At 58.6% G+C, this 26211-nt stretch carries 29 protein-coding genes; 15 read left to right on the forward strand and 14 right to left on the reverse strand.

The annotated features are described in order from the left end of the window. Nucleotides 1-20 precede the first annotated feature (20 nt). Complete coding sequence (locus QRN55_RS18040; RefSeq protein WP_284777750.1) at nucleotides 21-1865, reverse strand: extracellular solute-binding protein; 1845 nt, start codon at nucleotides 1863-1865, stop codon at nucleotides 21-23. 182 nt (nucleotides 1866-2047) lie between these two features. Here QRN55_RS18040 and mepA point away from each other — a divergent pair, with 182 nt between their 5' ends. From mepA to phnN, 9 genes are all read left to right on the forward strand, one after another. Further along, on the forward strand, nucleotides 2048-3106 hold the full coding sequence (gene mepA / locus QRN55_RS18045) for a penicillin-insensitive murein endopeptidase (RefSeq protein ID WP_284777751.1): 1059 nt from the start codon (nucleotides 2048-2050) through the stop codon (nucleotides 3104-3106). Between the two features lie 97 nt (nucleotides 3107-3203). Beyond that, nucleotides 3204-3587: a methylglyoxal synthase gene (locus QRN55_RS18050; RefSeq protein WP_065699984.1), complete on the forward strand. Its 384-nt coding sequence runs from the start codon at nucleotides 3204-3206 to the stop codon at nucleotides 3585-3587. Between the two features lie 24 nt (nucleotides 3588-3611). After that, nucleotides 3612-4634 carry a glucokinase gene (locus tag QRN55_RS18055; protein ID WP_284777752.1) on the forward strand — a complete coding sequence of 341 codons (1023 nt, stop codon included), beginning with the start codon at nucleotides 3612-3614 and terminating at the stop codon, nucleotides 4632-4634. A 118-nt stretch (nucleotides 4635-4752) separates the two neighbouring features. Further along, entirely contained in the window at nucleotides 4753-6510 is a 1758-nt protein-coding gene (locus QRN55_RS18060; RefSeq protein ID WP_502871351.1) for an ABC transporter ATP-binding protein, read from the forward strand. Between the two features lie 23 nt (nucleotides 6511-6533). After that, nucleotides 6534-7361 (forward strand): 4-hydroxy-tetrahydrodipicolinate reductase, encoded by an 828-nt coding sequence (gene dapB / locus QRN55_RS18065; protein WP_284777754.1) that lies wholly within the window; start codon nucleotides 6534-6536, stop codon nucleotides 7359-7361. A 21-nt stretch (nucleotides 7362-7382) separates the two neighbouring features. Then, a complete protein-coding gene (locus tag QRN55_RS18070) occupies nucleotides 7383-8018 on the forward strand; it encodes a 2,3-bisphosphoglycerate-dependent phosphoglycerate mutase (protein ID WP_233135707.1) in 636 nt (211 codons plus the stop codon). A gap of 460 nt (nucleotides 8019-8478) precedes the next feature. After that, a complete protein-coding gene (locus QRN55_RS18075) occupies nucleotides 8479-9177 on the forward strand; it encodes a DUF1045 domain-containing protein (RefSeq protein ID WP_284777857.1) in 699 nt (232 codons plus the stop codon). Further along, nucleotides 9174-10310, forward strand: coding sequence for an alpha-D-ribose 1-methylphosphonate 5-triphosphate diphosphatase (locus tag QRN55_RS18080; RefSeq protein WP_284777755.1), 1137 nt, complete (start codon nucleotides 9174-9176; stop codon nucleotides 10308-10310). Before QRN55_RS18075 ends, QRN55_RS18080 begins: the two co-directional genes overlap by 4 nt. Continuing rightward, nucleotides 10307-10906 (forward strand): phosphonate metabolism protein/1,5-bisphosphokinase (PRPP-forming) PhnN, encoded by a 600-nt coding sequence (phnN, locus tag QRN55_RS18085; RefSeq protein WP_284777756.1) that lies wholly within the window; start codon nucleotides 10307-10309, stop codon nucleotides 10904-10906. Before QRN55_RS18080 ends, phnN begins: the two co-directional genes overlap by 4 nt. Here the strand turns inward: phnN and QRN55_RS18090 are convergent, their stop codons facing one another. The 5 genes from QRN55_RS18090 to hutC all read right to left on the reverse strand — a co-directional run bounded on the left by QRN55_RS18090 (nucleotide 10907) and on the right by hutC (nucleotide 15446). Then, nucleotides 10907-11896 carry an Ldh family oxidoreductase gene (locus tag QRN55_RS18090; protein WP_284777757.1) on the reverse strand — a complete coding sequence of 330 codons (990 nt, stop codon included), beginning with the start codon at nucleotides 11894-11896 and terminating at the stop codon, nucleotides 10907-10909. A gap of 86 nt (nucleotides 11897-11982) precedes the next feature. Then, complete coding sequence (locus tag QRN55_RS18095) at nucleotides 11983-12921, reverse strand: energy transducer TonB family protein (RefSeq protein WP_284777759.1); 939 nt, start codon at nucleotides 12919-12921, stop codon at nucleotides 11983-11985. Next, nucleotides 12918-13400 (reverse strand): TonB system transport protein ExbD, encoded by a 483-nt coding sequence (gene exbD / locus QRN55_RS18100; RefSeq protein WP_284777761.1) that lies wholly within the window; start codon nucleotides 13398-13400, stop codon nucleotides 12918-12920. The genes QRN55_RS18095 and exbD overlap by 4 nt, the downstream gene beginning before the upstream one ends. Before the next feature lie 2 nt (nucleotides 13401-13402). Beyond that, the gene (gene exbB, locus QRN55_RS18105) at nucleotides 13403-14527 is read right to left on the reverse strand and encodes a tonB-system energizer ExbB (protein WP_284777762.1); all 1125 of its coding nucleotides are present in this window, start codon (nucleotides 14525-14527) and stop codon (nucleotides 13403-13405) included. Between the two features lie 184 nt (nucleotides 14528-14711). Then, a complete protein-coding gene (gene hutC, locus QRN55_RS18110; RefSeq protein ID WP_233122342.1) occupies nucleotides 14712-15446 on the reverse strand; it encodes a histidine utilization transcriptional repressor HutC in 735 nt (244 codons plus the stop codon). A 151-nt stretch (nucleotides 15447-15597) separates the two neighbouring features. Between hutC and QRN55_RS18115 the strand changes: the two genes are divergently transcribed. Next, nucleotides 15598-16305 (forward strand): YoaK family protein, encoded by a 708-nt coding sequence (locus tag QRN55_RS18115; protein WP_284777763.1) that lies wholly within the window; start codon nucleotides 15598-15600, stop codon nucleotides 16303-16305. Between the two features lie 11 nt (nucleotides 16306-16316). On the opposite strand, the gene QRN55_RS18120 is transcribed toward QRN55_RS18115, so the two are convergent. After that, complete coding sequence (locus tag QRN55_RS18120) at nucleotides 16317-16790, reverse strand: hypothetical protein (RefSeq protein ID WP_284777764.1); 474 nt, start codon at nucleotides 16788-16790, stop codon at nucleotides 16317-16319. Nucleotides 16791-16927: 137 nt separating this feature from the next. On the opposite strand from QRN55_RS18120, the gene QRN55_RS18125 reads away from it, so the two are divergent. Next, nucleotides 16928-17563 carry a trimeric intracellular cation channel family protein gene (locus tag QRN55_RS18125; protein ID WP_111840096.1) on the forward strand — a complete coding sequence of 212 codons (636 nt, stop codon included), beginning with the start codon at nucleotides 16928-16930 and terminating at the stop codon, nucleotides 17561-17563. 53 nt (nucleotides 17564-17616) lie between these two features. Here the strand turns inward: QRN55_RS18125 and QRN55_RS18130 are convergent, their stop codons facing one another. Both QRN55_RS18130 and QRN55_RS18135 read right to left on the reverse strand, forming a co-directional pair. Beyond that, on the reverse strand, nucleotides 17617-17874 hold the full coding sequence (locus QRN55_RS18130; RefSeq protein WP_062587710.1) for a BQ00720 family protein: 258 nt from the start codon (nucleotides 17872-17874) through the stop codon (nucleotides 17617-17619). Between the two features lie 59 nt (nucleotides 17875-17933). Then, the gene (locus tag QRN55_RS18135) at nucleotides 17934-18359 is read right to left on the reverse strand and encodes an Hsp20 family protein (protein ID WP_284777765.1); all 426 of its coding nucleotides are present in this window, start codon (nucleotides 18357-18359) and stop codon (nucleotides 17934-17936) included. 180 nt (nucleotides 18360-18539) lie between these two features. Between QRN55_RS18135 and QRN55_RS18140 the strand changes: the two genes are divergently transcribed. Continuing rightward, entirely contained in the window at nucleotides 18540-19484 is a 945-nt protein-coding gene (locus QRN55_RS18140; protein WP_284777766.1) for a nucleoside hydrolase, read from the forward strand. A 134-nt stretch (nucleotides 19485-19618) separates the two neighbouring features. On the opposite strand, the gene QRN55_RS18145 is transcribed toward QRN55_RS18140, so the two are convergent. Next, nucleotides 19619-20479: an LOG family protein gene (locus QRN55_RS18145; protein WP_284777767.1), complete on the reverse strand. Its 861-nt coding sequence runs from the start codon at nucleotides 20477-20479 to the stop codon at nucleotides 19619-19621. A gap of 138 nt (nucleotides 20480-20617) precedes the next feature. Here QRN55_RS18145 and dapD point away from each other — a divergent pair, with 138 nt between their 5' ends. Genes dapD through QRN55_RS18160 form a run of 3 tightly spaced genes read left to right on the forward strand, consistent with a single transcriptional unit; the run spans nucleotide 20618 to nucleotide 23266 of the window. Beyond that, complete coding sequence (gene dapD, locus QRN55_RS18150; RefSeq protein WP_284777768.1) at nucleotides 20618-21472, forward strand: 2,3,4,5-tetrahydropyridine-2,6-dicarboxylate N-succinyltransferase; 855 nt, start codon at nucleotides 20618-20620, stop codon at nucleotides 21470-21472. A gap of 17 nt (nucleotides 21473-21489) precedes the next feature. Continuing rightward, on the forward strand, nucleotides 21490-22683 hold the full coding sequence (gene dapE / locus QRN55_RS18155) for a succinyl-diaminopimelate desuccinylase (RefSeq protein ID WP_284777769.1): 1194 nt from the start codon (nucleotides 21490-21492) through the stop codon (nucleotides 22681-22683). Continuing rightward, nucleotides 22670-23266 (forward strand): spermidine synthase family protein, encoded by a 597-nt coding sequence (locus QRN55_RS18160; RefSeq protein ID WP_045230117.1) that lies wholly within the window; start codon nucleotides 22670-22672, stop codon nucleotides 23264-23266. Before dapE ends, QRN55_RS18160 begins: the two co-directional genes overlap by 14 nt. Before the next feature lie 254 nt (nucleotides 23267-23520). On the opposite strand, the gene arsC is transcribed toward QRN55_RS18160, so the two are convergent. The 4 genes from arsC to def are packed head-to-tail and all read right to left on the reverse strand — an operon-like array spanning nucleotide 23521 to nucleotide 26199. After that, nucleotides 23521-23916 carry an arsenate reductase (glutaredoxin) gene (gene arsC / locus QRN55_RS18165; protein WP_284777770.1) on the reverse strand — a complete coding sequence of 132 codons (396 nt, stop codon included), beginning with the start codon at nucleotides 23914-23916 and terminating at the stop codon, nucleotides 23521-23523. Beyond that, nucleotides 23894-24700, reverse strand: a complete 807-nt coding sequence (gene truA / locus QRN55_RS18170) for a tRNA pseudouridine(38-40) synthase TruA (protein ID WP_284777771.1) — start codon at nucleotides 24698-24700, stop codon at nucleotides 23894-23896. Before truA ends, arsC begins: the two co-directional genes overlap by 23 nt. Beyond that, the gene (gene fmt, locus QRN55_RS18175; RefSeq protein ID WP_284777772.1) at nucleotides 24700-25635 is read right to left on the reverse strand and encodes a methionyl-tRNA formyltransferase; all 936 of its coding nucleotides are present in this window, start codon (nucleotides 25633-25635) and stop codon (nucleotides 24700-24702) included. The genes truA and fmt overlap by 1 nt, the downstream gene beginning before the upstream one ends. A 51-nt stretch (nucleotides 25636-25686) precedes the next feature. After that, nucleotides 25687-26199, reverse strand: a complete 513-nt coding sequence (gene def, locus QRN55_RS18180; RefSeq protein ID WP_045230237.1) for a peptide deformylase — start codon at nucleotides 26197-26199, stop codon at nucleotides 25687-25689. Between the last annotated feature and the right edge of the window lie 12 nt (nucleotides 26200-26211).

The following is a 26211-nucleotide window of genomic DNA, read 5'->3' on the forward strand; positions in this document are numbered from 1 at the left end:
CTTATAAAGCAAGGCCTGCGTTATTTTCCGGCATTTGCAGACCACCAGGCATCGGGGAAACCAAGCCCGTATTCAGGAAGCGTTTCCGGACGAACAATCGTGTTCCAATAGGCCATGGAGGTTTCACCGCGATAGAATTGGGGAATGACATAAGCGTTTGCCAACAGCACGCGGTCCAACGCGCGCGCTGCCGCAACCTGTTCATCGCGGTTCGGCGCGAAAATGACTTTGCGAATAAGCGCGTCGACTGCGGAATTTTTGATGCCTGCAACGTTATTCGAGCCTTGCCTGTCGGCCGCGGCCGATCCCCAGAAGTCGGCCTGTTCATTGCCTGGGTTGGGAGCAGTCGCCCAAACTTTCATGATCATGTCGAAATCAAAGCTGCGGACACGATTGGTATATTGCGATGCATCAACGCTACGGATCGTTGCGTTGATGCCGATCTTCTTCAAATTTTGGATATAGGGTAGAATCGTTCGTTCCAAGCCCGGGGAATCGCTCAGTATCTCGATATCAAGCTGCTGTCCGGTTTTAGCATTCACCATTCGATTGCCGCGAAGCTCATATCCCGCTTCTTTCATCAGACCCACAGCTTTGCGAAGATTATCGCGCAGCTTTGCAGGGTCACCACCAACGGGGTTTCGAAATTCTGTCGTAAACACGTCCGGTGGAATCTGATCTTTCAATCCGTTCAATATCTCGAGCTCTTTACCTTGCGGAAGACCGGAAGACGCAAGTTCGCTTCCCCAAAAAAAACTATCGACGCGTTTGAGTTGCCCGTAGGCCAGAGTTCTGTTCAGCTCTTCGAAATCGTAAGCATAATTGAGTGCAAGCCGCAGTTTCGGGTTCTGAAATTTTTCGCGGCGTCCATTCGGAACGAGGGCTTGCATCACACCTACTGAACGAAACACGTTTGGCAACTGCTCTCGCTTGATCGTCCCGTCTTTCACGGCGGGAATGTCATAACCCGTCACCCAACGGCTGGATGACTGTTCCTGACGGTAATCGATGGTTCCAGATTTGAAGGCCTCAAACTCCACATCCTGATCGGCAAAAACGGTGTAGCTGATCGTTTTGAAGTTGTTCATTCCAACATTGAGGTTCAGGTCCTTGCCCCAATAATCATCACGGCGTTCATAGGTTATGGTCGAACCGGGCGAGATGGACGCAATCTTATACGGGCCGGAACCCATGACGGGCTCAAGCGTGCCACGGGAAATATCACGTGGCTTGCCGTCTGGACCGTTGGCCTCCCACCAATGCTTTGGCACGACCAGAAGCTGACCGACGATCTGGGGCAGTTCCTTGTTGTTCTTTTCATCGAAGATGAAGGTGACCTCACGTTCGCCGGTCGCTTCAGCCTTTGTGACATGGGTGTAGTAGGTCGCCTGTTGCGGACTAAGATCCTTGGCTTTCTCGAAACTGAAAACCACGTCTTGCGGCGTCACAGGCTGTCCGTCCGCCCATTTCGCTTCCTTGCGCAACCGGAAAGTTGCTTTGGATATATCGTCCGGAAAGCTGACTGCCTCGGCCAAGAGCCCGTAGGATGCCGAGAGCTCCTCTTCGGAGGATTTCATCAACGTATCGAAAACAGCGCCGAGCCCCGTCGCAAGTTCGCCTTTTGCCAGAAGCGGATTGACCGTATCGAAGGTACCTGCGGTCGATAGCCGTAGCGTCCCGCCCTTGGGCGCATTCGGGTTCACATAATCGAAGCGATCAAATCCGTTCGGGTGCTTCAGTTCGCCAATTGTCGAAATCCCGCTGCGCCAGTTTTCGCTGTCTTGAGCCCGTGCCGCTATCGGCGTCATCACGCATGATAGAGCAGCCAGAGCGAACACACCGGATTTCAACTTTGCCAATGCCATAAAGCGACAGTCCTTTTCGTTTCATTGCTGTGCACCATAAGACAAACATTGGCAAAATATAGGGGATTTGGGTCACAAGCCGTTTACGCCGTGAAAATCGGCCAAACATGCTTTCACCAAATTCGCGTTCCAGCGTAATGTTTCCAACAGAATCATTTCAAGCATCGCAGGCGGCGGACGATATGGAAAAAATGGCAAGAGGCGTGGGCAAGGCATCATTCCTGGCACTTTCGATGATGTCCATACTGGCCATGGATAGCGTTTCAGCCTTTGCGCAGGATGGTCCGGCAAAACAGGTTTTCGGCAATATCGCCCTTCCCTCCGCTGGTCCCTCCGCTTCTTACGGTTCCTATGCCAAGGGTTGCCAGTCGGGTGCCGTGGCGCTTCCCGCAGAAGGCCAAGGGTTTCAGGCCATGCGCCTTTCGCGCAACCGGCGCTGGGGCCAGCCGCAGATGATTTCCTTCATCGAGCGCTTTGCGCAGGACGCCCAAAAGATCGGCTGGCCTGGGCTTTTGATCGGCGATATCTCGCAGCCGCGTGGTGGGCCGATGCTGACGGGCCATGCCTCGCATCAGATCGGTCTCGATGCCGACATCTGGTGGCGTCCCATGCCGGACCGCATCATGAGCGCAGAACAGCGCGAAAGCACGCCCTTCATCTCCATGCTCGACAAAAGCAAATTCCTGACGGTGGATGATCGCAAATGGTCGCCGCTCAACGCCAAGCTGGTGATGATGGCAGCGAGCTATCCGCAGGTGGAGCGCGTCTTCGTCAATCCGGCCATCAAGCAGAAGCTGTGCCAGACATGGACCGGCGACCGTACCTATATGGGCAAGATCAGGCCGATCTATGGCCATGACGAGCATTTCCATGTGCGTCTGGAATGCCCGCCCGGCGCTCCCAACTGCAAGCCACAAGCCCCTGTGGGCGCTGGCGACGGCTGCGACAAGTCGCTGGCATGGTGGTTTACCAAGGAGCCTTGGGCGACACCGAAGAAAGACCCGAATGCCAAGCCACCAAAGCCGCCGCGGCCGATGATGGTGTCCGATCTGCCGAAAGCCTGTGCGGCGATCGCAGCGGCGCCCTCCGCAGGCAGGGCAAATGTCGCGGCTCAAAACTCCTACGCGCCGTCTGCGCCGCTGTCTCAGGCACAGGACACCGCGCCGCAATCGTCCAGATCGGGCGTGCCCATGCCGCCTGCGGATGTACCGCGCCCATCGTCCCGCCCTTCGTCGAATTAAGGTAGCCCGGCTTTCCAAACGGTGCGAAGTTGCGGTAGAAGGCTTCAAATCGATGAGACACGACGCGATCTGAACAAGGCTGGGGCGCAGACACCATATGACCGGGCAACGCTGTATCGCATTGATCGCGCATGACCAGAAGAAAGACGACATGGCGGATTTCGCCCGTCGGCATCAGGCCGCCCTGTCGCAATTCAGGATCGTCGCCACCGGCACAACCGGCGGGCGGGTGCAGGATGCCTGTCCGGGCTTGAGCGTCGTGCGCCTGAAAAGCGGCCCGCTGGGCGGTGATCAGCAGATCGGCGCGATGATCGCAACGGGCGATGTGGACATGCTGATCTTCTTCATCGATCCCTTGTCTTCCCTACCCCACGATGTCGATGTCAAGGCTTTGACACGCCTTGCAACAGTCTATGACATCCCCATGGCCTTGAACCGCGCCACGGCCGAACAGCTGACCGATTTTCATTCGACACATTGATTTCAGGGCCATCCAGGAGCAGCGATGACCAAGCAGAACGACACACTTTCCTTTCCGATTCTCATCGGAGATATCGGCGGCACCAATGCGCGCTTCTGCATTCTGCCGGATGCGAACGCCGAACCTACCCAGCTGACCAGCGTCAAGACCGCCGATTACGCATCGATCGATGATGCGATCCAGAATGCGGTTTTGAACCACACCGCCTTGCTGCCGGTGTCCACGATCCTTGCCGTTGCCGGTCCGATCGAGACCGACGAGATACCGCTGACGAACTGCCACTGGGTCGTCAAGCCGAAGGAAATGCTCGTCAATCTCGGCCTGAAAGACGTGATCGTCATCAACGACTTCGAAGCACAGGCTCTGGCCATTGCGTCGCTTGATGGCGACAACAGAGAAACCATTGGCCCTCACAATCCGGATATGACGGCGTCGCGTGTCGTGCTCGGGCCCGGTACCGGGCTTGGCGTCGCAGGGCTGGTTTACGCCCGCAACATGTGGTTTCCGGTTCCCGGCGAAGGCGGCCATGTCGATATCGGTCCGCGCAGCGCACGCGACTATCAGGTGTTTCCGCATCTCGACGCTATCGAAGGGCGTATCGCAGGCGAGCAAATCCTGTGTGGACGCGGGCTCGTCAATCTCTACCGCGCCATTTGTAAGGCCGACGGCATAACGCCCGTCTTGTCCGATCCCGCAGACGTCACGGCCAAGGGCCTGAGCGCCGAAAACCGGGAAGCCAAGGAAACTCTGTCTTTGTTCAGCACCTATCTCGGCCGCATCGCGGGCGATATGGCGTTGATCTTCATGGCGCGTGGCGGTGTTTATCTGGCCGGTGGCATCTCGCAGAAAATCATTCCCGCCTTGCGACTGCCGGAGTTTCGCGCCGCGTTCGAAGACAAGGCACCGCACAAGGCCCTCATGCGCAGCATTCCGACCCATGTCGTCACCCACCCGCAGGCAGCCTTGGCCGGACTTTCGACCTATGCCCGCACGCCATCCGATTTCGGCCTGACACTGGATGGACGGCGCTGGCAGCACCCAGGGTAAAGTCAGGACTGGTCAAATCCGGCCCGAGTGGATATAGACGCCGCTTGAATGGGCGGCATGTCCGCCGCAACCGCACAAGGTGGATGAACGCTTGAAGACCGCCAAAAAACGGCATCCTATGGATACCGATACCATCACGTCAGTCCTGAAACGCATTTTTGCCGAAAATGCCCGTGATCATATGCGCGGCTATGCCTTTGCGATTTTCTGCCTGCTAGCCGTCGCTGGTACCACCGCGTTCACAGCGTGGATCATGGATTCCATCATCAATGAGGCCTTCGTCAACCGACGGGCCGATCTTGTCTGGATCATCTGCGCGTCCATCTTCGCCGCATTTTTCATCCGCGGAATAGCGACTTACGGCCAGTCCGTAGCCCTCTCAAAGATCGGCAACAATATTGTCGCGCGCTATCAGAAGCGGCTCTATTCCCACCTGATGACATTGTCGGTTGGATATCTGAGCGAGTCTCGTTCCGCGCACTTGGCAGCCCAGGTCAGTCAAAATATCGGCGGCATTCGCGATGTCATGAATCTGACAGTGACGACGGTTGCGCGCGATCTGCTCACCTTCATCGCGTTGGTCTGCGTGATGATCATAAAAGATCCAATCCTTTCCATCGTTATTGTCTTCATCGCCCCGCCGCTCGTGCTGGGACTACGCTACATCTCCAAGCGACTTCGTAGCGCAACGCGCGATGCCGTTATCCTCAACAGCCGCGTTTTGGGTGCCATGCAGGAAACGCTGCAGGGCATTGCCATCGTCAAAGCCTTCACGATGGAAAAGCAGCTAGAGGCCAGAGTTGACGCCGTCATCGATTCCGCCGAATCTCGCGCCAACCGCATCGCACGGCTGACCGAAAAAAGCGCGCCCTTGACCGAAACCCTCGCCGGTCTTGCGGTGTCAGGTGTTCTTGCCTACGCAGCGTACCGCGCGATCTATGACAATGTCCCTCCGGGCGCTTTCTTTGCCTTCGTGACGGCTCTTCTTCTTGCCTATGATCCGGCACGCCGTCTTGCACGCGTTCAGATTTCGCTGGAACGCGCTGTCGTCAACGCACAGATGATCTACGACATTCTCGATATGGAACCGGTGCAACGCCAGAAGCCCGATGCGCAACCGTTGAAGATTTCGAATGCGACGGTGGAATTGCGTGACGTCGTCTTCTCGTACAAGGACGGCGGCCCAATCCTGCGTGGCGTGAGTTTCATTGCAGAGGGCGGCAAGACGACCGCTCTTGTGGGTCCATCCGGTGCCGGAAAATCAACGATCATCAACCTCATTCCGCGCTTTTACGATCCAAACGCTGGTGCGATCCTGATCGATGGCCAAGATATCGCCGATGTCACGACGATGTCCGTTCGCCAGAACCTCGCTTACGTCTCGCAGCAGCCCTACCTCTTCGAAGGAACGATCCGCGACAACATCCGCTACGGTAGGCCCGAGGCGACGGATGCGGAGATCGAAGAGGCAGCACGGCTGGCCTTTGCGCATGATTTCATTCTCTCGCAGCCACAGGGTTACGAAACGGCGGTCGGCGAAAACGGCATGACGCTTTCCGGCGGTCAACGCCAGCGTCTGTCCATCGCCCGCGCTTTGGTCCGCAATGCGCCGATCCTGTTGCTGGATGAAGCGACATCCGCGCTCGACACGGAATCGGAAGCCGTCGTGCAAAAAGCACTCGATACCGCCATGACGGGTCGCACGGTCATTGTGATTGCGCACCGTCTGTCGACCGTGGTCAAGGCCGACAAGATCGTGGTGATGAACGAAGGACTGGTGGTGGAAGAAGGCGTTCACGAGACGCTTGCGCGTCAGGAAGATGGTCTTTACGCTCGCCTCAATAATCTTCAGGCGACGGGCGTTCGTGGTCTTTGAACAAAATGTACAGGTAGGGTAGCATGAGCGGCAATGGCATGAAACTGGTGGTGGTCGGCGCGGCTGGACGGATGGGTCAAACCCTGATCCGTCTGATCCACGAAACGCCGGGTGTCCAGCTTCATGCCGCCGTCGAGCGCGAAGGCTCACCCTTTATCGGTCGTGATGCCGGTGAGATTTCCGGTCTTGGTCCTATCGACGTTGCAGTAACAAGCGATGCGCTCGAGGCTTTCGTTCACGCCGAAGGTGTCATCGACTTCACCTCGCCCGGTGGCAGCGTTGCCTTCGCGGGTCTCGCCGCGCAGGCCCGCATTGTCCATGTCATCGGCACCACGGGATGCTCGGTCGCGGATGAGGAGAAGTTCGAAGCAGCGGCCCGCCACGCCCGCGTCGTCAAATCCGGCAATATGAGCCTCGGCGTCAACCTGCTCAGCGTTCTCACGCAGCAGGCGGCAAAAGCGCTGGACGCCAATGGCTGGGATATCGAAATTCTCGAAATGCACCACAAGCACAAGGTCGATGCCCCCTCCGGTACAGCCCTGCTTCTGGGCCAGGCGGCTGCGAAAGGCAGGGATATCGATCTCGCATCCAAGTCCGTACGCGTGCGTGATGGCCATACCGGCCCTCGTGAAAGCGGGACGATCGGCTTTGCGACATTGCGCGGCGGTTCGGTCGTCGGCGACCACTCGGTTATTTTTGCCGCAGAGGGAGAGCAGGTCACGCTTACCCACCATGCGGCAGATCGTACGATTTTCGGGCGCGGCGCCATCGCTGCTGCCATCTGGGCCCATGGGCAGAAGCCCGGCCTTTATTCCATGCTGGACGTTCTCGGCCTGGCGAAAGACCAATAATCAACTCGGAGAGCAATTGATATGAGCGGAACCCTCGTCCTCGTTCGTCACGGCCAAAGTGACTGGAACCTCAAGAACCTCTTCACCGGCTGGCGCGACCCTGATCTGACGGAGCTTGGCGTTCAGGAAGCCAATGCTGGCGGCAAGGCGCTCGCCGATTACGGCATCAAATTCGATATCGCCTACACCTCGTCGCTCATTCGCGCCCAGAGAACCTGCCAGATGGTGCTCGACAATGTCGGCCAGCCTGACCTCCAGACCATTCGGGATGAAGCGCTGAACGAACGCGACTACGGCGATCTGTCCGGTCTGAACAAGGATGATGCGCGTGAAAAATGGGGCGAAGACCAGGTCCATATCTGGCGCCGTTCCTACGACATTCCACCTCCGGGTGGCGAAAGCCTGCGCGACACCGGTGCCCGCGTCTGGCCCTATTACCTGACGGAAATCCTGCCGCGCGTGCTTCGTGGCGAAAAGGTTCTGGTTGCCGCCCACGGCAATTCCCTTCGCTCGCTGGTTATGGTCCTGGATAAGTTGAGCAAAGAAGAAATCCTCAAGCTCAACCTCGCGACCGGTGTTCCCATGGTCTACAAGCTGAATGCGGATTCTACTGTCGCTTCCAAGGAAGTGCTGGGCGATATGTCCGCCGCGCATTGATATTGCGCTTAATCAAAAAGCGCCGCAGTGTAAAACTTGCGGCGCTTTTATTATTTTATCTGCAATACATTCAAACGCTTCGGCGCAGTGAAATTACTGTGCCGTGATTGAATTCAGAAATTGCGATGTTCGCCGAACCAATAGGCGCAACCTACGCTGGATGCGGCAAATACTGTAAAAAACAGTGCGACGAGAATTCCGATTTCCATGAGCTTTTGCTCCTTGCATCCGTGAATACTTGCAAGACTAACGCACAATGTTTGAAGAAGTTTCATCTCGATTTCGGAGACCATCCAGCAAGCTGGCCACCTCAGCCTAAAACGCATCCGCCATGCGGAGTTTTTCGGCTCTATCATCATTCCGTCACGTAGAGGCTCTAATTCGCTCCTGCGGCCTTGCTTCGCCAGGGCGAGTCATTCCAGATGCTATCCTGATCCTTGATACCGAAAGTGCGACCAACGTGCGCTACGCCATCTATTTTACACCCGCCGAACATGATGCCCTTACCGAAAAGGCATCGCGATGGCTGGGGCGCAACGCGTTTTCCGGTGCGACCCATAATGAACACGAGGCCTATGCGGATATCACCGCCGAGCCACGTCGGTACGGTTTCCACGCCACGCTGAAAGCACCCTTCGAGCTTTCCGAAAAGCGCCGCGAAGCCGATCTTCTGGCCGCCCTTCACGCTTTTGCCGCGACACGGCATGCCTTCGACATTCCCAAACTGGTGGTCGGTTCTCTGGGGCCGTTCTTCGCGCTGGTGCCGCAAGCGCCCTACCAGCCGCTTCAGGATTTTGCAGCTGACGTCGTGGATTACTTCGATCCTTTCCGTGCGCCATTGTCCGACAGCGACATCGCCCGTCGCAGGCCGCAAAACCTCACGGAAAGCCAGCGGCAGAACCTTTCCCTGTGGGGCTATCCGCATGTCATGGATGATTTTCGTTTTCATATGACGCTGACCGGGCCGGTGGATGCTGCCGATCGGGACGATATGTCGACGGTTCTAAGGGCGGAGTTTACCGACTTTACGGATCGTCCACTCACCATTTCCGGGCTTGGCCTGTTCATTGAAAAAGCGCGTGGCGAGCCCTTCATCGCTCACACGTGGTTGCCACTCGCAGCGCCGAACGCAGATGATACGAAAGAAGCGATAGCATGACCGAACAGGTATTCTCCAACGCCCGCATCGTCCTAGAAGACGAGATCATCGAAGGCTCGGTTTTGATCCGCGATGGCGTGATTGCCGATATCAGCGAAGGCGCATCCCCTACGGGCGAGGACTTCGAAGGCGATTACCTCATCGCCGGACTGGTGGAACTCCATACCGACCACCTCGAGCAGCACTATTCTCCCCGTCCCGGCGTGACGTGGAACAAGATTGCCGCCATTCAGGCGCATGATGCGCAGGTGGCATCGTCAGGCATCACCACAGTCTTCGATTGCCTAAGGCTCGGCTCGGATGAGGATGGCGGCTTTGCCCGTGGCGAAATGCGCGACATGGCGGATGCGATCGAACAGGCCCAGAGCGAAAATCGTCTGCGGGCCGATCATCTTCTGCATCTTCGCTGCGAAGTCGCGTCTGCCGATGTGCTGGATCATTTCGAAGACTTCGAGAGCGATCCGCAAGTCAAGCTGATTTCGCTGATGGACCATTCACCGGGCCAACGGCAGTTCCAGACCATGGATCAGTATGTCGTTTTCTATCAAAAGAAACGTGGCCTTAGCGACGAGGTCTTCAAGGCTTTCGTAGATCGCCGCGTTGCGGCGTCGACAAAATACTCCACCAAGCATCGCGATTACCTCTCCGCGCAGTGCCTGGCACGCGGCATAACCATTGCCAGTCACGACGATGCTACGCTGGCGCATGTCGATGAGGCCATCGGTCACGGTGTGAAGCTGGCCGAGTTTCCCACCAGCGTCGAAGCCGCCAAGGCATCACACGATGCAGGCATGAGTGTTTTGATGGGTGCGCCGAATATCGTCCGGGGCAAATCCCATTCTGGCAACATCGCCGCGCGAGATCTCGCGGAGATCGGCGTTCTCGACGTGTTGTCGTCCGATTATGTCCCGTTCAGTCTCCTTCATGCGCCCTTCCTTCTGGCGGATCAGGTTGAAGGCATGACTCTTCCAAGGGCGCTTTCCATGGTGACAGCGACACCGGCCCGTACGGTGGGGCTTGCCGATCGCGGTCGCATCGCGTCCGGTCTGCGAGCCGATCTCGTGCGCGTCCAACGTGATGATGGCGTGCCCGTGGTTCGTTCCGTGTGGCGACAGGGCAGGCGCGTGGCATGAGCGATCCTGCTCCGACTTCCACTCGTCTTTCTCCGCGCTCCGGCGTGATGATCGTGGTCGTGGGACCGAGCGGCGCGGGGAAAGATACGATCATGGACTTCGCCGCAAGCCGGTTTCGCGATCGTGACGACGTCCATTTCGTCCGCCGCGTCATAACCCGAAACAGCGATGCGGGAGGGGAAAACCATGACGCCGTCAGTGACGAGACGTTTGCGCGTCGTCTCGCGGAGGGCGAACTCTGCGTGTCGTGGCAGGCTCATGGTCTCAGTTACGGTATTCCAGCATCGGTGCAGAACAAGCTCGCCGCAGGTAACATCGTTATAGCCAACGGTTCACGCTCTGCGCTGGGACATTTCAAGGCCGTTTTTCCCAGTTTGACAGTCGTCAATATCGTCGCCACCCCTGATGTTTTGGCCGCGCGGCTTGAGGGTCGCGGTAGAGAAAGCCGTGACGACATTCTTCGCAGGCTGCAACGCAGTTCACTCGATGTCCGTGGTGATTTCGATGTCGTCACGATCGACAACAGCGGCGCGCTGGAGACAGCGGGCACTGCCTTCGTCGAGTTGCTTCGGCAGCACATCAGTGCCCGGCGGTGATCACAGGGTTCGTATCTCGGCCATGATATCGTCGTCGATGACGATGCCATTTTCCAGTGACTGCTTTCGAATGCCCTGGCTTCTTCGTCCCGGCAAACGCGCATTTTCCTGTCCCTCGATCTCGGCGGCCATCAAGGCAAGTCGCTTGGCAAAGATATGATCACCCGCAATCGTCGGGTCGATGGCGATGATGGTATGTCCAAGCGATGGCGCAGTCCCGGTATCATCTAGCAGCGATGATGCTTGAAAACCGAAATTGCCACCGGTCAGCCCTGCGGCCATGACCTCCACCATCAAGGCAAGGGCGGCACCCTTGGCATCGCCCGCAGGCGACATCGTGCCCTTAATCGCTTCATCGGGGTCGGTCGTCGGGCGCCCGCTGGAATCAAGCGCCCAATCATCGGGTATCGTCTCACCCTTCTGCCGCGCCGCCATGATTCGTCCCCGTGCGACCTTGGAAAGTGCCAGATCGATGACGAGCGGATCGGCGCCCTCAACAGGCGCTGCAAACGCGATGGGATTGGTACCATAGAGCGGCTTTATTCCGCCCCACGGCGCCATGGATGCCGGTGCATTCGCAACCATGAAGGCGACAAGACCCTGGTCTGCAAAACGCTCGACCGTCAACGCCATCACGCCCGCATGATGCGATCTGCCGATGACCCCCAGCGCAATACCTTGACTGCGGGCAATGGCTGGCAGCCGCTCAACAACCATATCGATAGCCGGATAAGCGTAGCCATGACCGGCATCGACGCTGAGAACCGCAGGACGCGGCTGTGATGCGGCGGGCTTCGCCTGACCGTCGATCTTGCCGATGCGCAACTGGCTGATATATGCGGACAATCGGCGAATGCCATGGCCGCCCTGCCCTGCGGCTTCTGCCGCAATGAGCGCACGCGCAACGGAGCGCGCATTCTCCGGCAAAACGCCGTTCTTTTCAAAAATGGAAGAAACGAATTCTTCCGCCTGCGCAATGCTGAATTTCATGACTGGCTCGACCTGCGGTGGGTAAAATCCAGCCATAGCGCGAGCAGCGGCGAAGCGAAATCTTTTTTAGACGACCGCGACACGTTCTATTTGATTGTGATGGGAAGCGTCACATTTCGGTTCACATCCGGCGGTGGCTCGGCGACCGGCGAAGCGCGCTCGACCCAGGCTACGATCTGCTGATCGAGTGACGCATCCCCCGTCGAACCAAGCAGCCTGACCCCGCTCAAAGTCCCGGATTCGCTCACCTTGAAAGAAACGGAAACCCTCACGCCCGAAGCAGGGAGTTCCCGAGGTTTCTTGCGTCTGATCTGGGCAACGACTCTTGACTGCCATTTCGCAGGCGTCATGGAAGACGAAAACAAACCGGAACTTGTCCGTGAGGCCGCCGTGCGGTTCGACTGCGTCGTTTCGACCTTGGCGGTTTCCTTCGCAGCGGATGGTGGCGGCGCGGCTGTCTGCTTTCGCTCCACCTTCTTCTTCTCAGGTTCTTTCTTCTTTTCCACCTTTTTCTCGACCGGAGCCGGTGGTGGACGCATGACAGGCAACGGCACCTCGACATTTTCGAGGGCGGCCATCTGCTCTTGCTGAATGGGGTCGATTTCTTCCACAGGTTCGGGCACCTCTTGCGGCAGAGGCTCCGTCACTTCCTGTGGTGGTTCGGGCATCGGTTCCGGTTCAGGCGGCGTTTCCTCGACAACGGGTTCGGGCTGCGGCTGAGGCTGGGGTACCTCCTCTGGCGGAACGTCTTCCACCTTTTCAGGAACCTCGCTTTGCACCTCCTGCGCGTCTTCCATATCGTTTGCCTCCACCGTCTCCTCGGTTTCGACAGCTTCTGGAAGAGCCGCAAGCTCGATCATGATCGCCGCTGGCGGTCCACCATCGGCATCGGGCTCAGGTTGCTCCTGTAGAAGATAATAGGCAGCGCCCGCATGCACGGACAATGTCAGCAGACCAGCCGCTGTCCAAAGTGCCACTTCTCCCAGCCGGGAGCGTCCGGAACGGGGAAAAGACGTGGCACTCATGGCGTGGCTCCGGCGGGTGTAGGAGTGCCGGGAGCAGGCGGTGCAGGCTGCGTTGCAGCCGCAGCATTCTCAAGGCCTACAAGCGCGATCTTCAGATAACCGCTATCGCGCAACATGTTCATGATTTCCATGAAATGCCCGTAATCGACAGCCTTGTCGGCCCGCAGGAAAATACGGGTATCCTTGTTGCCGCCGGTTCGCGCATCAAGGCTTGCGGTCAGCGCCTCGCGCGCCACGGCGTCGTTGCCAAGATTGAGCGACAGGTCGTCCTTGACCGTCAGATACAGCGGCTCGTCCGGGCGCTCCGCAGGCTTGGCCGAAGAGGCGGGCAGATCGACATTCACATCCACCGTCGCCAGCGGGGCCGCGACCATGAAGATGATCAGCAACACCAGCATCACGTCGATGAAAGGCGTCACGTTGATCTCATGGTTTTCGGAGAGGTCGTCTCCACCGCTTTCACGAATGCCGCCAGCCATGATCAGCGTCCCACGAGCGAAACGGCAGGCTTGGCGGCATTGCCGGGCGGAATGCGGCGGAAGTCGAGGTCGCGGCTGACGAGGCGTTCGACACCAGCGGCGACATCGGCCAGCAGATGGCGATAACCGGTTATCGAGCGCGCAAACACGTTGTAGATCACCACCGCTGGAATGGCGGCAACAAGACCGATGGCGGTTGCCAGCAGTGCTTCGGCAATGCCAGGTGCGACGACGGCAAGATTGGTCGTCTGCGATTCCGAGATGCTGATGAACGAGTTCATGATGCCCCAGACCGTGCCGAAGAGGCCGACGAAAGGCGATACGGAACCGATGGTCGCCAGAATTCCGGTGCCGCGCGACATGCGGCGGCCCGCATGGGTCTCGATACGACCGAGAACGGAGGACACACGCTCCTTGATGCCGCCGCCGTCCGTGTGCTCCACCACGGCGTCCGACAGCTGCATTTCGTGGGTCGCCATGCGCAACATGAGCGCGCTCGGGCCACCCTTCTTTTCCACGGCATCAGTGGCTTCCGACAAGGTCTTGGCCTTGTGAACGATTTTGAGCGTGGACTTGGCGCGAATGCGCGCGCCCGCCAGTTCGATGGTTTTCGCAACCCAGACCGTCCAGGTGATCAACGAGGCAATCGCCAGCCCGATCATGACACTTTTCACCACCCAGTCGGCGGCCATGAACATGCCCCAGGGGGACAGGTTATGCGGGATGTCGGTGCGCTGCTCAGGCGTGGCAGGCGTCTGTGGGGCCTGGTCCGCAATGGTGGGCTGAACAAGTGGCTGATCTACCGTACCAGAGGCTGGCTGCTGTGCCGTGGGCGCTGAAGGTGCCGCTGGCTGAGATGGTTGTGCCGGTGCTGCGGGGGTCTGCGGCGCCGAATTTTCCGTCGCAGGCGCGGAGGCGGCGGGCTCTTGAGCCTGTGATGGGGCAGGCGGCGTTGCCGTCTGACCTGCGGGCGCTGGCTCACTGGCTGGGGCGGGTGCCGTGGTCTGCGCTACCGTTGATCCGGCATAGAGGCAGGCGACGACAGACAGCACGAGGGCAGCAGATGCGCGCCGTCTGCTCGGCGCAGCCGTTAGGTTTGACGAAAGGGTCAATTTTTCAGATGCCATCATGATATTCCCGGATGTCCGTAACAATGCGCCGATCTTCTTTGGCCAGAGCCTGCAACCCAAACCTTGGCAAAGTGGCCTTCTCCGAAAGCCGCTAACAAAGTGGAGTGCGATTGGCAACTAATACATTGCTAAAACCTGCGGTGTAAACTCTTCTTTTACGAAAAGAGCCTCACTGAGGCGTTCACATTTGTTGTGATGGCATGAATTGCGCGACCAATTCGTGGCGGTCGCCGGGGTATGTTACGGTGACATGGGTGATGTAGGTCTGGCCATTCCATGTCCGTCGCTCGATGACCAGACAGGCGGTTCCCGTGGGTATTGCCAGGGCTTCGGCCACCCTGCGGTCGGCGGAAACAGCACGAATGCGGTGTTCCGCAGCACTCCAAGGCACCATTTTCAACAACCATGAGCCCGGCCCGATGGTGGAGAAGTCCGCATTGCGTGCTTCCGGCACGGATGCAACATTGATGACGCGTTCCTCAAGGCAAAAGGGCACTTCGCCGGTAAAATGACGACACGCCAAAGCCAATACCGGGGCCCCTGCCTTGACCTCCAATGCCTTTCGATCCGCCGCAGTCGATTTTCTCAGCTCCCGATTATCCAGCCGATAGGCGTAGACGAGACCAAGCGCCTGTACCTCGCGCTGGATATCGTGAATTTCCAGAACTGCGGATTGCGCGTGCGGCTGGGTGACGAAGCTACCTGATCGGCGACGGCGCTCGATCAGCCCTTTTTTCACAAGCTCGCCCAATGCCTTGTTCACCGTCATGCGCGAACAGGCATAGTCCTGCGTCAACTCATGCTCAAACGGGATACGATGACCGGGCGCCCATTCGCCAGATAGAATTCGGCCCTCGACATCACCGATGATGCGGTCATGTAGCGATTTTTCCTGAACCCGAGGGGTTTCAGCCATAGGCCCAATCATCCCGTTGCATTTGCAATGCCTGATATCATCCCGGCTGTCGCATAGCCATATGGCTTGGCCGACACTCCGTTTAACGAGGTTGAAATCTTGTGAGCCTACCCTTTCTGAACCATACCGGACCGCGGATCGCGAGATTTCCATGACCAGACAGAGACGGCGACAGATCATCCGCGCAAGGCGCACGGCAACCGGCATCGCGCTGGTGGCTGCCCTTTCCTTCATCGCCGGAATGACGGATGCGATCGGCCTAACGATGTCTGGGGATTTCGTGTCGTTCATGACGGGCAACACCACCCGCGCGGCATTGTCGCTTCAGGCTGGAGACTACGCGCATGCCAGCATTTTGCTGCTGGCCATTGTCACCTTCGTCGCTGGCAATGCGGGCGGCATCGTGGTCGCCTACAAGTCGCAAAGACGTGTGTTTACGGTTCTGTGCTGCGTCGGCCTGTTGCTCGCCGCCGCCGCTCTTCTGCAAACGCAGGATATGAAGCTGACCCAGTTCTATCTGGTCGTGTTTGCCATGGGCATGATCAACGCCGCCGTCGAACATATCGAAGGCCTGCCCATTGGCCTGACCTATGTCACAGGTGCGCTCTCCCGTTTCGGACGCGGCATCGGACGGTTCATTCTGGGCGAACGCAAACTAGACTGGACGATCCAGATGGTGCCCTGGATCGGCATGGTTGCAGGCGCGGTCTGCGGCGCTGTTCTTGCGACCACCTATGCCACGATTGCGCTGGCCTGCGTCAGCCTGCTGGTCTTTGTGGTCGCACTTGCCAGCCTGTTCATGCCGCCTTCGCTGCGACGCCGATACAATCAAGGCGTTGCGATCAAAACCACACGATAAATAGGCGCCGCCTATTTGCGGGATATGGTGACGAAGTTCGTGCCGCGAACGCGCACCGTCATTTCGCAAGGCTCGCTGTCCGTCCGCTCGCAATATCGCGGATGCATTTTAAGCACGAAGACCATGTTGCCGAAACGCTGGACGAAATCATAGCTATAGATGGTGGCGGTGGCGATCATCAGATAACCGCCTTCCTTGACCTGCACGTAGAAATTATAGGGGCAGCCATCGTCGTTGCAGGCGCGCGCTTTTTCACCATCGCAGGTCAGTTCGCCGCGGTTGGTCACGGCATCCACCAGACCGTCATTGTTGATGTCAAGCCGGGTCACGAAACCCTCGCCGAATTCCGCCACTTTGCATTCCTGGCGAAAATGGTCTTTCTCGTAAATTTCGGGATCGCTGACGAGTTCCTGCTGCGCCAATGCCGCAACCGGAACGACCAGAAGTACCAGCGCTTGAAGCGTTACGAAGAGAAGGCGTTTCACGGCATTTTCCTTTAGGTCTGTTTGGGCTATGGATGCGACAGCATCGGCCAAGTCGCTATTCGATCCGGCGACGAAGCATACATCCCGTCCCTTGCGTGACACTGACCCTGCGCCACATATTTGAGGAGCGCCTGCCTATGACCCTTCTGGCCTTTCTCGATTATGCGGGCGTTGCCGTTTTTGCCGCAACCGGCGCACTTGCCGCCTCGCGCAAACAGCTGGACCTTATCGGATTTCTGTTTTTTGCCGCCGTCACCGGCATTGGCGGCGGTACGCTGCGAGATCTGGTGTTGGGCCGCGCGCCGGTCTTCTGGGTGGTCAACCCGACCTATATTCTCGTCTGTGTCGTTATCGCGGCGTTGGTCTACCTGACTGCACACCTGATGGAATCGCGGTACAAGCTGCTGATCTGGCTCGACGCTATCGGTCTCTCGGCCTATTGCGTCATGGGCGCCGCAAAAGGACTTGCAGCTAGCGGATCACCCACCGTGGCGATCGTGACGGGCACCTTGACCGCAACATTCGGCGGCGTTCTTCGTGACATATTGGCCGGTGAGCCATCCGTTTTGCTGCGGCCAGAGGTTTATATCAGCTGCGCTTTGGCAGGAGCCTGCGTTTTCACAGCCGCCCATGCCATAGGCCTGCCGCTTTTGGCCGCGTCCGCCGCTGGGGTTCTCACGGCATTCGCGATCAGAAGCGGTGCACTGATCTTCGGCTGGACCTTTCCGCGTTATCACCCCCGCCCCGGCAGACCGCCCGAAGACGTTATGTAAGGCAAACGCAAGAGGCGCCCGAGGGCGCCTAGACATGATCTATTGAAAAACTTTCAGTGCACGCTGATGGTGCGAAGCTCGTCTTCGGCGGCCTTGAAGAAGGTGCTGGAGCGGTTGTCGGTCAGAAGGATCGGCGTACCATCCGCGCCGAACAGCGCCCAGAGATCAAGGCCGGGATCGATATTGGGTGCCTCGGGAAAACAACGGTTCACTTCTTCGGCACGCATTTTTCTGATGTATCCGACTTCGCCTGCCCCGATATGAGCCAGCTGTGACTTGGTCAAACGCGCGTGCGCTTCTTTCAAGAGCATATTTCAGCCTCCACATTCTTAAGACGCAGCGACGTGATGAATCGTTTGGCGTCAGAATCCTACTGTGAGACGGAAATGTTAATTTTCTTCACCACGTTGGAGATTTCAGGGCGCGTCAGATCGATGGACAGTAACCCGTTGCGCAGACGCGCATCATTGACCTGCATGCCATCCGCGAGCACGAAAACCCGTTGGAACTGCCGCGCGGCAATACCGCGATAAAGGTAGTCCTTCGCATCCTGTTCCTGCTGGCGTCCACGGATCACGAGCTGATTGTCAGCCGTCGTCACCTCCAGATCGTCTTCGGAAAATCCCGCCACCGCAATGGTGATACGCAGGCGTTCCGGGCTGCTTCCCTCGGCTGCGAGGCGTTCGATATTGTAGGGGGGATAACCATCATTCGCCTTTGCCATGCGCTCCAGCGTTTTTTCCATGGCATCGAAACCCAGCATCAGCGGGTGCGTGAAAGGTGTCATGCGACTCATCTGTTCAGTCCTTGTACCCAAGCGACGATCCTGTGCCCCGTTTACGGCGGCATGCCTTCATATGGGAATATGCGGTTTGCAACGCAAGAACGGCACGACGCGAAAAGTCTGAACCGCCGCGTGCTTGACAAGGCTCCGAAACAGGCTTGAAAAGGCGTGTCATTTAAAAACAGGACAATCATGGCCGAGCGCAGAAAAATCATCATCGACACCGATCCAGGGCAGGACGACGCCGCCGCCATCATGCTGGCCTTGGCGAGCCCGGATGAAATCGAAGTTATCGGTCTGTGTGCCGTTGCGGGCAACGTGCCGCTGAAGCTGACCAGCCGCAACATTCGCATCATGCTGGAACTGTGCGACCGCACCGAAATCCCTGTCTATGAAGGCTGCGAGCGCCCGCTGGTCCGCGCGCCGATTACCGCCGAGCACGTTCACGGCAGCACTGGGCTGGACGGCCCGACCTTGCCGGAGCCGGTACTTGAGGCACAATCGCAAAACGCCATCGACTTCATTATCGAGACGATCCGCCGCGAGCCGGAAGGTACCATCACGCTCTGCACCTTGGGCGCACTGACAAACATCGCCACCGCCTTGCAGAAGGCACCAGATATTGCGCCGCGCGTGAAAGAACTGGTGCTGATGGGCGGCGGTTTCTTCGAGGGCGGCAACATCACGCCCGCCGCCGAATTCAACATCTATGTCGATCCGCAGGCCGCCGACATCGTGTTCCGCTCCGGCATCCCGCTGGTCATGATGCCACTCGATGTGACGCACAAGCTTTTGACCACCAAGGCCCGCGTTGCCGCCATCCGCGATATCGGCACCCGCCCCGCGATTGCCATGGCGGAGATGCTGGAGTTTTTCGAGCGTTTCGACGTGGAAAAATACGGCTCCGACGGCGGTCCGCTGCATGACCCAACCGTAATCGCCTATCTCATCAAGCCGGAACTCTTCGATGGCCGCGATTGCAACGTCGAGATCGAGGTGAATTCCGAACTCACCATCGGCATGACGGTTGTCGACTGGTGGAAGGTCACGGGCCGCGAACCGAATGCCCGTGTCATGCGCGATGTGGATGCGGATGGTTTCTTCGCGCTGTTGACGGAGCGATTTGCGCGGATTTGACGGTGCGCCCCTCTCCTTCGTCACCCTCGGGCTTGTCCCGAGGGTCTAATCACGTTTGATGTTGTGGTTCGTTAGATCCTCGGCACAAGGCCGAGGATGACGAGTTGGTGGGCGTCGTGCGGGCCTTCGAAGGCTCAAAGCTCATAAAAATCCGCAACAACCTTCCACGCATCCTCAGCGGTTTCGCAGAAATGCAGCAGCTCCATATCATCGGGCGCAATCGTTCCGAAATCAGCCAGCGCTTCGAAATTGATGATCGAGCGCCAGAAGGCTTCACCGAACAGGATGAGCGGGATGGGTGCCATGCGCTTGGTCTGGATCAGCGTCAGCGTTTCAAACAGCTCATCCATGGTACCGAAGCCGCCGGGAAACACCACGACCGCCTTGGCGCGCATCAGAAAATGCATCTTGCGGATGGCGAAATAGTGGAAGTTGAAGCTGAGTTCCGGCGTCACATGCGGGTTGGGTGCCTGCTCGTGCGGCAGCAGAATGTTGAGGCCGATTGACGGGGCACCGGCTTCCGATGCACCGCGATTGCCCGCCTCCATCACGCCGGGTCCGCCACCTGTCATCACGACATATTCGCGGTGATTGTGCTTTTCAGATTCACCGGCGCAGAGCTTGGCGAATTTGCGGGCCTCGTCATAATAAACCGAGGCAGCTTCCAGGTTCTTCCTCTGCGTTTCGTTGCGCGCTGCCCAGGCCTTGCCGCCCGGTTCGGGAATGCGCGCACCGCCAAACAACACGACGGTGGATTTGATGCCGCGCTCGGTCAGGATCATTTCCGGCTTCATCAGTTCCAGCTGCAGCCGGATGGGGCGCAACTCTTCGCGGCACAGGAAATCGGTATCGGCATAGGCCAAACGATAAGAGGGCGAGGCCGATTGCGGGGTTTTCGGCAGACCTTCCGCGCGCTGCTTGTCATCCGAACTGGATTTCAAAGGGTCCCACACGCCGTCCTTGCGCCGCAACTTGCCATTTTTCAGTTTTGCCATGTCCATGCCTTTCGTCTGCCCGCGCCAAATCACATTGACGCCCTTGAAACACTCGCTTAGAGCAATTGACCATGTCCGGCCAGCGGTGCGGATATTTCCCTGTATGTGACGATAGTCAGCGAAGTTTAAGGAATTCTCATGAGCATCTCGGATCTCGGCTCCCTTGAAACAATCATCGAAACCGCATTCGACAACCGCGACGGCGTCAACATATCGACCAAAGGCGAAATTCGTGATGCCGTTGAAACTGCGCTGAACCTGCTCGATGCTGGCCAGGTGCGCGTTGCCGAAAAACAGGCCGATGGACACTGGACCGTGAACCAGTGGCTGAAAAAGGCCGTTCTGCTCTCCTTCCGTCTCAACGACATGGAGATCGTCACCGGCGGCCCCGGCGAATCCACCTGGTGGGACAAGGTGCCGTCCAAGTTCGAGAACTGGGGCGAAAACCAGTTCCGCGCCGCAGGTTTTCGCGCGGTGCCGAATGCGGTCGTGCGCCGCTCTGCCTATGTGGCTAAGAACGTCGTCCTGATGCCGTCCTTCGTCAATCTCGGTGCCTACGTCGATGAAGCCACCATGGTCGATACATGGGCAACCGTCGGCTCCTGCGCGCAGATCGGCAAGAACGTGCACCTGTCCGGCGGCGTCGGAATCGGCGGTGTTCTGGAACCACTTCAGGCCGGTCCGACCATCATCGAAGACAATTGTTTCATCGGCGCACGTTCGGAAGTCGTCGAGGGCTGCATCATTCGCGAAGGTGCGGTTCTCGGCATGGGCGTGTTCATCGGCAAGTCCACCAAGATCGTGGATCGCGCCACCGGCTCAATCACCTATGGCGAAGTGCCGCCTTACTCGGTCGTCGTTGCTGGCACCATGCCGGGCAAGCCGTTCCCCAATGGCGAGATGGGCCCGAGCCTCTATTGCGCCGTTATCGTCAAGACTGTCGATGAGAAGACCCGCTCCAAGACCGGCATCAATGAGTTGCTGCGCGACTGATAGAAGTAGACTGACCCATGAACGCCACCGATCCCGTCGCCAATCTCGCTGCCCTCATCCGTTGCCCGTCGGTGACACCAGCGGAAGGTGGAGCGCTTACGCTGCTCGACACGCTGCTGAGCCCACTAGGCTTTGCGGTGGAACGCGTCACGGCGACGGAAGAGGGAACGCCTGACGTCGAAAATCTCTATGCACGGCTTGGTGACAAAGGCCCTCATCTGATGTTTGCGGGTCACACCGATGTCGTGCCCGTGGGTGATGAGACCGCCTGGACCCACCCGCCTTTTGCCGCAGAAATTGCAGATGGTGAGATGTTCGGGCGCGGTGCGGTCGATATGAAGGGCGGCATCGCCTGCTTCGTCGCGGCCATCGCCCGCCATATCGAAAAACACGGGAAACCCCAGGGCTCCGTCTCCTTCCTCATCACCGGCGATGAAGAGGGACCATCGATCAACGGCACCTCCAAGCTTCTGGAATGGGCGACCGCCAAGGGCGAGACATGGGACGCCTGCGTGGTGGGGGAACCCACCAACCCGGATCAGCTGGGTGACATGATCAAGATCGGTCGCCGCGGCTCGCTCTCGGGCCGACTCGTCGTCCATGGCGTTCAGGGCCACGCGGCCTATCCACATCTCGCCGACAATCCGCTTCGCGGCATGCTGCAATTGACCCAGGCGCTGATGGACCCGCCCTTCGATGCCGGCACGGATAATTTCCAGCCATCCAACCTCGAAGTCACCACCATCGACACCGGCAATGCTGCCACCAACGTCATCCCGTCCAAGGCGACGGCTGCCTTCAACATCCGTTTCAACGATACATGGACGGCAGAGACACTACGCGCCGAAATCATCCGCCGTCTGGATGAGGCTGCCGCCGACGGCGTGCTGCGCCCGGATCGCTCGCCGGTCAACTACGACATCATCTGGGCCGACCGCCCATCCCACGTCTTTCTGACCCGCAACAACGCGCTCATCTCCTCGCTTTCGGGTGCGGTGGCAGAAGTCACCGGCAAGGAGCCGAAGCTATCAACGACAGGCGGCACGTCGGATGCCCGTTTCATAAAGGATTACTGCCCGGTGGTGGAATTCGGTCTCGTCGGCCAGACCATGCACATGGTGGACGAGCGCGTCGCCGTCGCGGACTTGGAAACGCTGACCCGCATCTACGAGGTCTTCATCGAACGCTGGTTCAGCCATGCCGTCGTATAACGAGATAACCCTATACGTCAGAGGCCTGTGGCTGCTGTTTCTGGGCGATCCGGCCGGGGGGCGGTTGCTGGATTTGACGGATCGGGGCGTGGGGCGGTCGTTTTATGCGGCGCTCTGGTGCCTGCCGTCCATGGCGCTGTCCTGGTACTGGTGGCATGAAGCCTATGTTTCCGTCCTGCCGAAGGGTGTCGGCACCGGGGCCATCTTCTTCCTGCGGCTGGCGATGGTCGAGGCCATCTGCTGGATGGTGCCGCTGATCCTCATCGGATTTCTGCTGGTGGCATTCGGTGCAAGACAAAAGTTTCCGGCGCTCGTGGTCGTCGCCAACTGGCTATCGCTGCCTTTTTCCTATGCCTATGCCACGCTGATCCTGATCGCACTTCTGGTTCCCTCCTTGCAGGGGTTGGTGGCGATCCTGTGGTTCTCGCTGCTGCTGGCGCTGGTGTTCAGCTTTTCCCGCATCGTCAAATTCTTCGTGCGGGACCAGCCGCTGTTGGTCGCGGCACTCGTCATGACGCTGCTCATTCCCGGCATGATCCTGTCGGAAGTGCTGCAACGCTTTCTGGGCGTCTATCCGAGCTGACGCTTGGGGTGTGAATCTTTTCATTATAGGCGGTGTCGGGTTTGGCTTACCCCCCTCTGTCCTGCCGGACATCTCCCCCACAAGGAGGGAGATTGGCTAGATGCACGCTCCCCACTTTATCCGCGGCCTTCAAGATGCGCGAGAGCTAGCCACGATTCGATCTCCCCACCTGTGGGGGAGATGTCCGGCAGGACAGAGGGGGTAAGCCAAACCCGCCACGCCTACTTTCGCCTGGCTTCTGCAAAAATCAGCGTTCAGACAACCTCGCCATCTTCCTTGGTGAACCTACCGATGCTGCCATCGGCCAGAATGTCCAGCACCAGTTCCGAAGGGCGGCAGAGACGCGCGCCCTTGTCCGTCACCACGATAGGCCGGTTTAGCAGGATAGGATGCGCTTCGATGGCATTCAGCAAGGCATCATCGCTCAAACTCTCGTCCGAAAGGCCAAGCTCCGCATAGGGCGTGCCTTTTTCCCTCAGAAGGCTGCGCAGCGGAACGCCGATCTTTTCTGCAAGAGAGACGATCTCATCGCGCGACGGCGGCGTCTTCAGGTATTCGATGATGACAGGTTCTTCGCCGGATTGACGGATCATGGCAAGCGTGTTTCGCGAGGTGCCGCAGGCGGGGTTATGATAGATCGTCACCGTCATTGGTCGTCTCCGGTCTGGGTTTCCGTGGCGGTATTATATCGGGATAATCCACCTGCATGAAATAGAGGCCATCCGGCGGGGCGACAGGGCCGCAGGCCTTGCGGTCGCGCGCATCCAGTGCTGCCTTCACGTCTTCAACCGTCATGCCGCCGTCACCGGCCAGTTTCAGCGTGCCGGCAAAGGAGCGGATCTGATTGTGCAGAAAGCTTTGCGCCGTCGCGCGTATTTCGATCAGGTCGCCGTCGCGCGTCACATCCAGCCGGTCGAGCGTTCTGACCGGGCTGTTGGCCTGGCAGTGAACGGAGCGGAAGGTGGTGAAATCATGCCGACCGACCAGCGTCTGGGCTGCCGCATGCATGGCCTCGTGGTCGAGGTCTTTCGACACCCACCAGGCTCGCTTGTGTTCCAGCGCCAGCCGCGATTTGCGGCAGATGATACGGTAGAGGTAATGGCGGCGCAGCGCTGAAAAGCGGGCGTCGAAATCCTCTGTTACTGCTTCCACGTCCAGAACCGAGACAGCCTCTCCCGCCATGGCCAGATGCGCATTCAACGCGTTGCGCAGCTTGTAAGGCTCCCAGGTGCGGGTGAGATCGACATGCACGACCTGCCCCTTGGCGTGAACGCCGGAATCAGTACGGCCCGCGCCGCGAAAGCTCACGACTTCCGTTGTCAGCGACAGGACGGCTGCTTCCAGTGCACCTTGCACGGACGGACCATTGGTCTGCCGCTGCCAGCCGAAATAGGGTGAACCATCATATTCGACGGTCATGCGGAAGCGTGGCATCAGCCGAGCCTCGTTCCGACAGCAACGGGAGTGCCACGCAGAAAATCCTGAGCAGACATCGACTTGCCGCCTGCCTTTTGCAGACGCACCAGCCGCACCGCACCACTTCCGCAGGCGATGGTCAGGTCACCGTACAGAACGGACCCCGCCTCGCCCATGCCGCTCGCCAATTCGGTTTCCAGCACCTTCACGCGTTCGGCCTTGCCGCCGATCTGCATTTCGAACCATGCGCCGGGGAAGGGCGAAAGGCCGCGAATGTGATTGTGCACATCCTGGCTGGACCAGGAGAAATTGATGCGGGTCTCGGCCTTGTCGATCTTGGCGGCGTAGACAACGCCCTCTTCCGCCTGCGGTGTCAGCGGCAAGTCATTATCTTCCAGCTTCAGCATCGCTTCGCGCATCAGCCGCGCACCCGCCAGCATCAGGCTGTCATGCAATTCGCCAGCGGTCATGTTCGGACCGATGGCAACCTTTGCCGTCAGAGCCACGGGGCCAGTATCCAACCCCTTTTCCATCTGCATTACCATCATGCCGGTTTCGGTATCTCCAGCCATGATGGCGCGCTGAATGGGGGCGGCACCGCGCCAGCGTGGCAACAGCGAGGCATGGCCATTGTAGCAGCCAAGTCGGGTGCCGTTCAAAATGGCCTCAGGCAGCAGCAGGCCATAGGCGACGACGACGGCCACGTCTGCGTTGAACGCCTTGAATTCCGCCCGGTCTTCTTCGGCCTTGAAATTCAGCGGCGTCAAAACCGGAATACCGAGCAGTTCGGCGGCCTGATGCACGGGCGATTTCTGGAGATCGAGCCCGCGACGACCACCGGGCCGGGGCGGCTGTGTATAGACGGCGGCGATCTTGTGGCCCGCATCGACCAGCGCGCGCAGGGTGGGAACGGAAAATTCCGGCGTTCCCATGAAAATGATGCGCAGTGCCATGCTCGCCCCCTGCCCTGTCGCCTGATCTGCCAATGCTTGTAGACAGGCAGATCAGATTTTTGCGCGGGCCGCTTTGGTGAATTTCTTGATGACCATATCCCGTTTCAGGCGGGAAATGTGGTCGATGAACAGAACACCGTTCAGATGGTCCATTTCATGTTGCAGGCAGGTCGCCAAAAGGCCATCGGCTTCCACGGTCTGCTTTTTGCCATCGCGATCGATATAGCCAACCGTCAGCGAAGCCGGGCGCTCCACCTCGGCGTAATAGTCGGGAATGGACAGACAGCCCTCCTCATAGGCCGACACATCGTCCGACACTTTGAGAATTTCCGGGTTGATGAACACAACCGGATTGCGGTCTTCGTCTTCGCGCGAGATGTCGATGACCAGCATGCGGCGCGGCACGCCGATCTGGATTGCGGCAAGGCCGATACCCGGCGCATCATACATCGTGTCCAGCATGTCGTCGGCCAGACGCGTGATCTCGGCATCCACCTGTTCGATGGGCTTGGATTGCTGGCGCAGCAGTGGATCAGGCAAAATAATAAGAGGTTTGATCGTCATGGCTTCCCCATA

Origin of the sequence: Agrobacterium sp. lyk4-40-TYG-31, from assembly GCF_030209855.1 — a bacterium.
GTDB classification, from domain to species: domain Bacteria; phylum Pseudomonadota; class Alphaproteobacteria; order Rhizobiales; family Rhizobiaceae; genus Agrobacterium; species Agrobacterium vaccinii.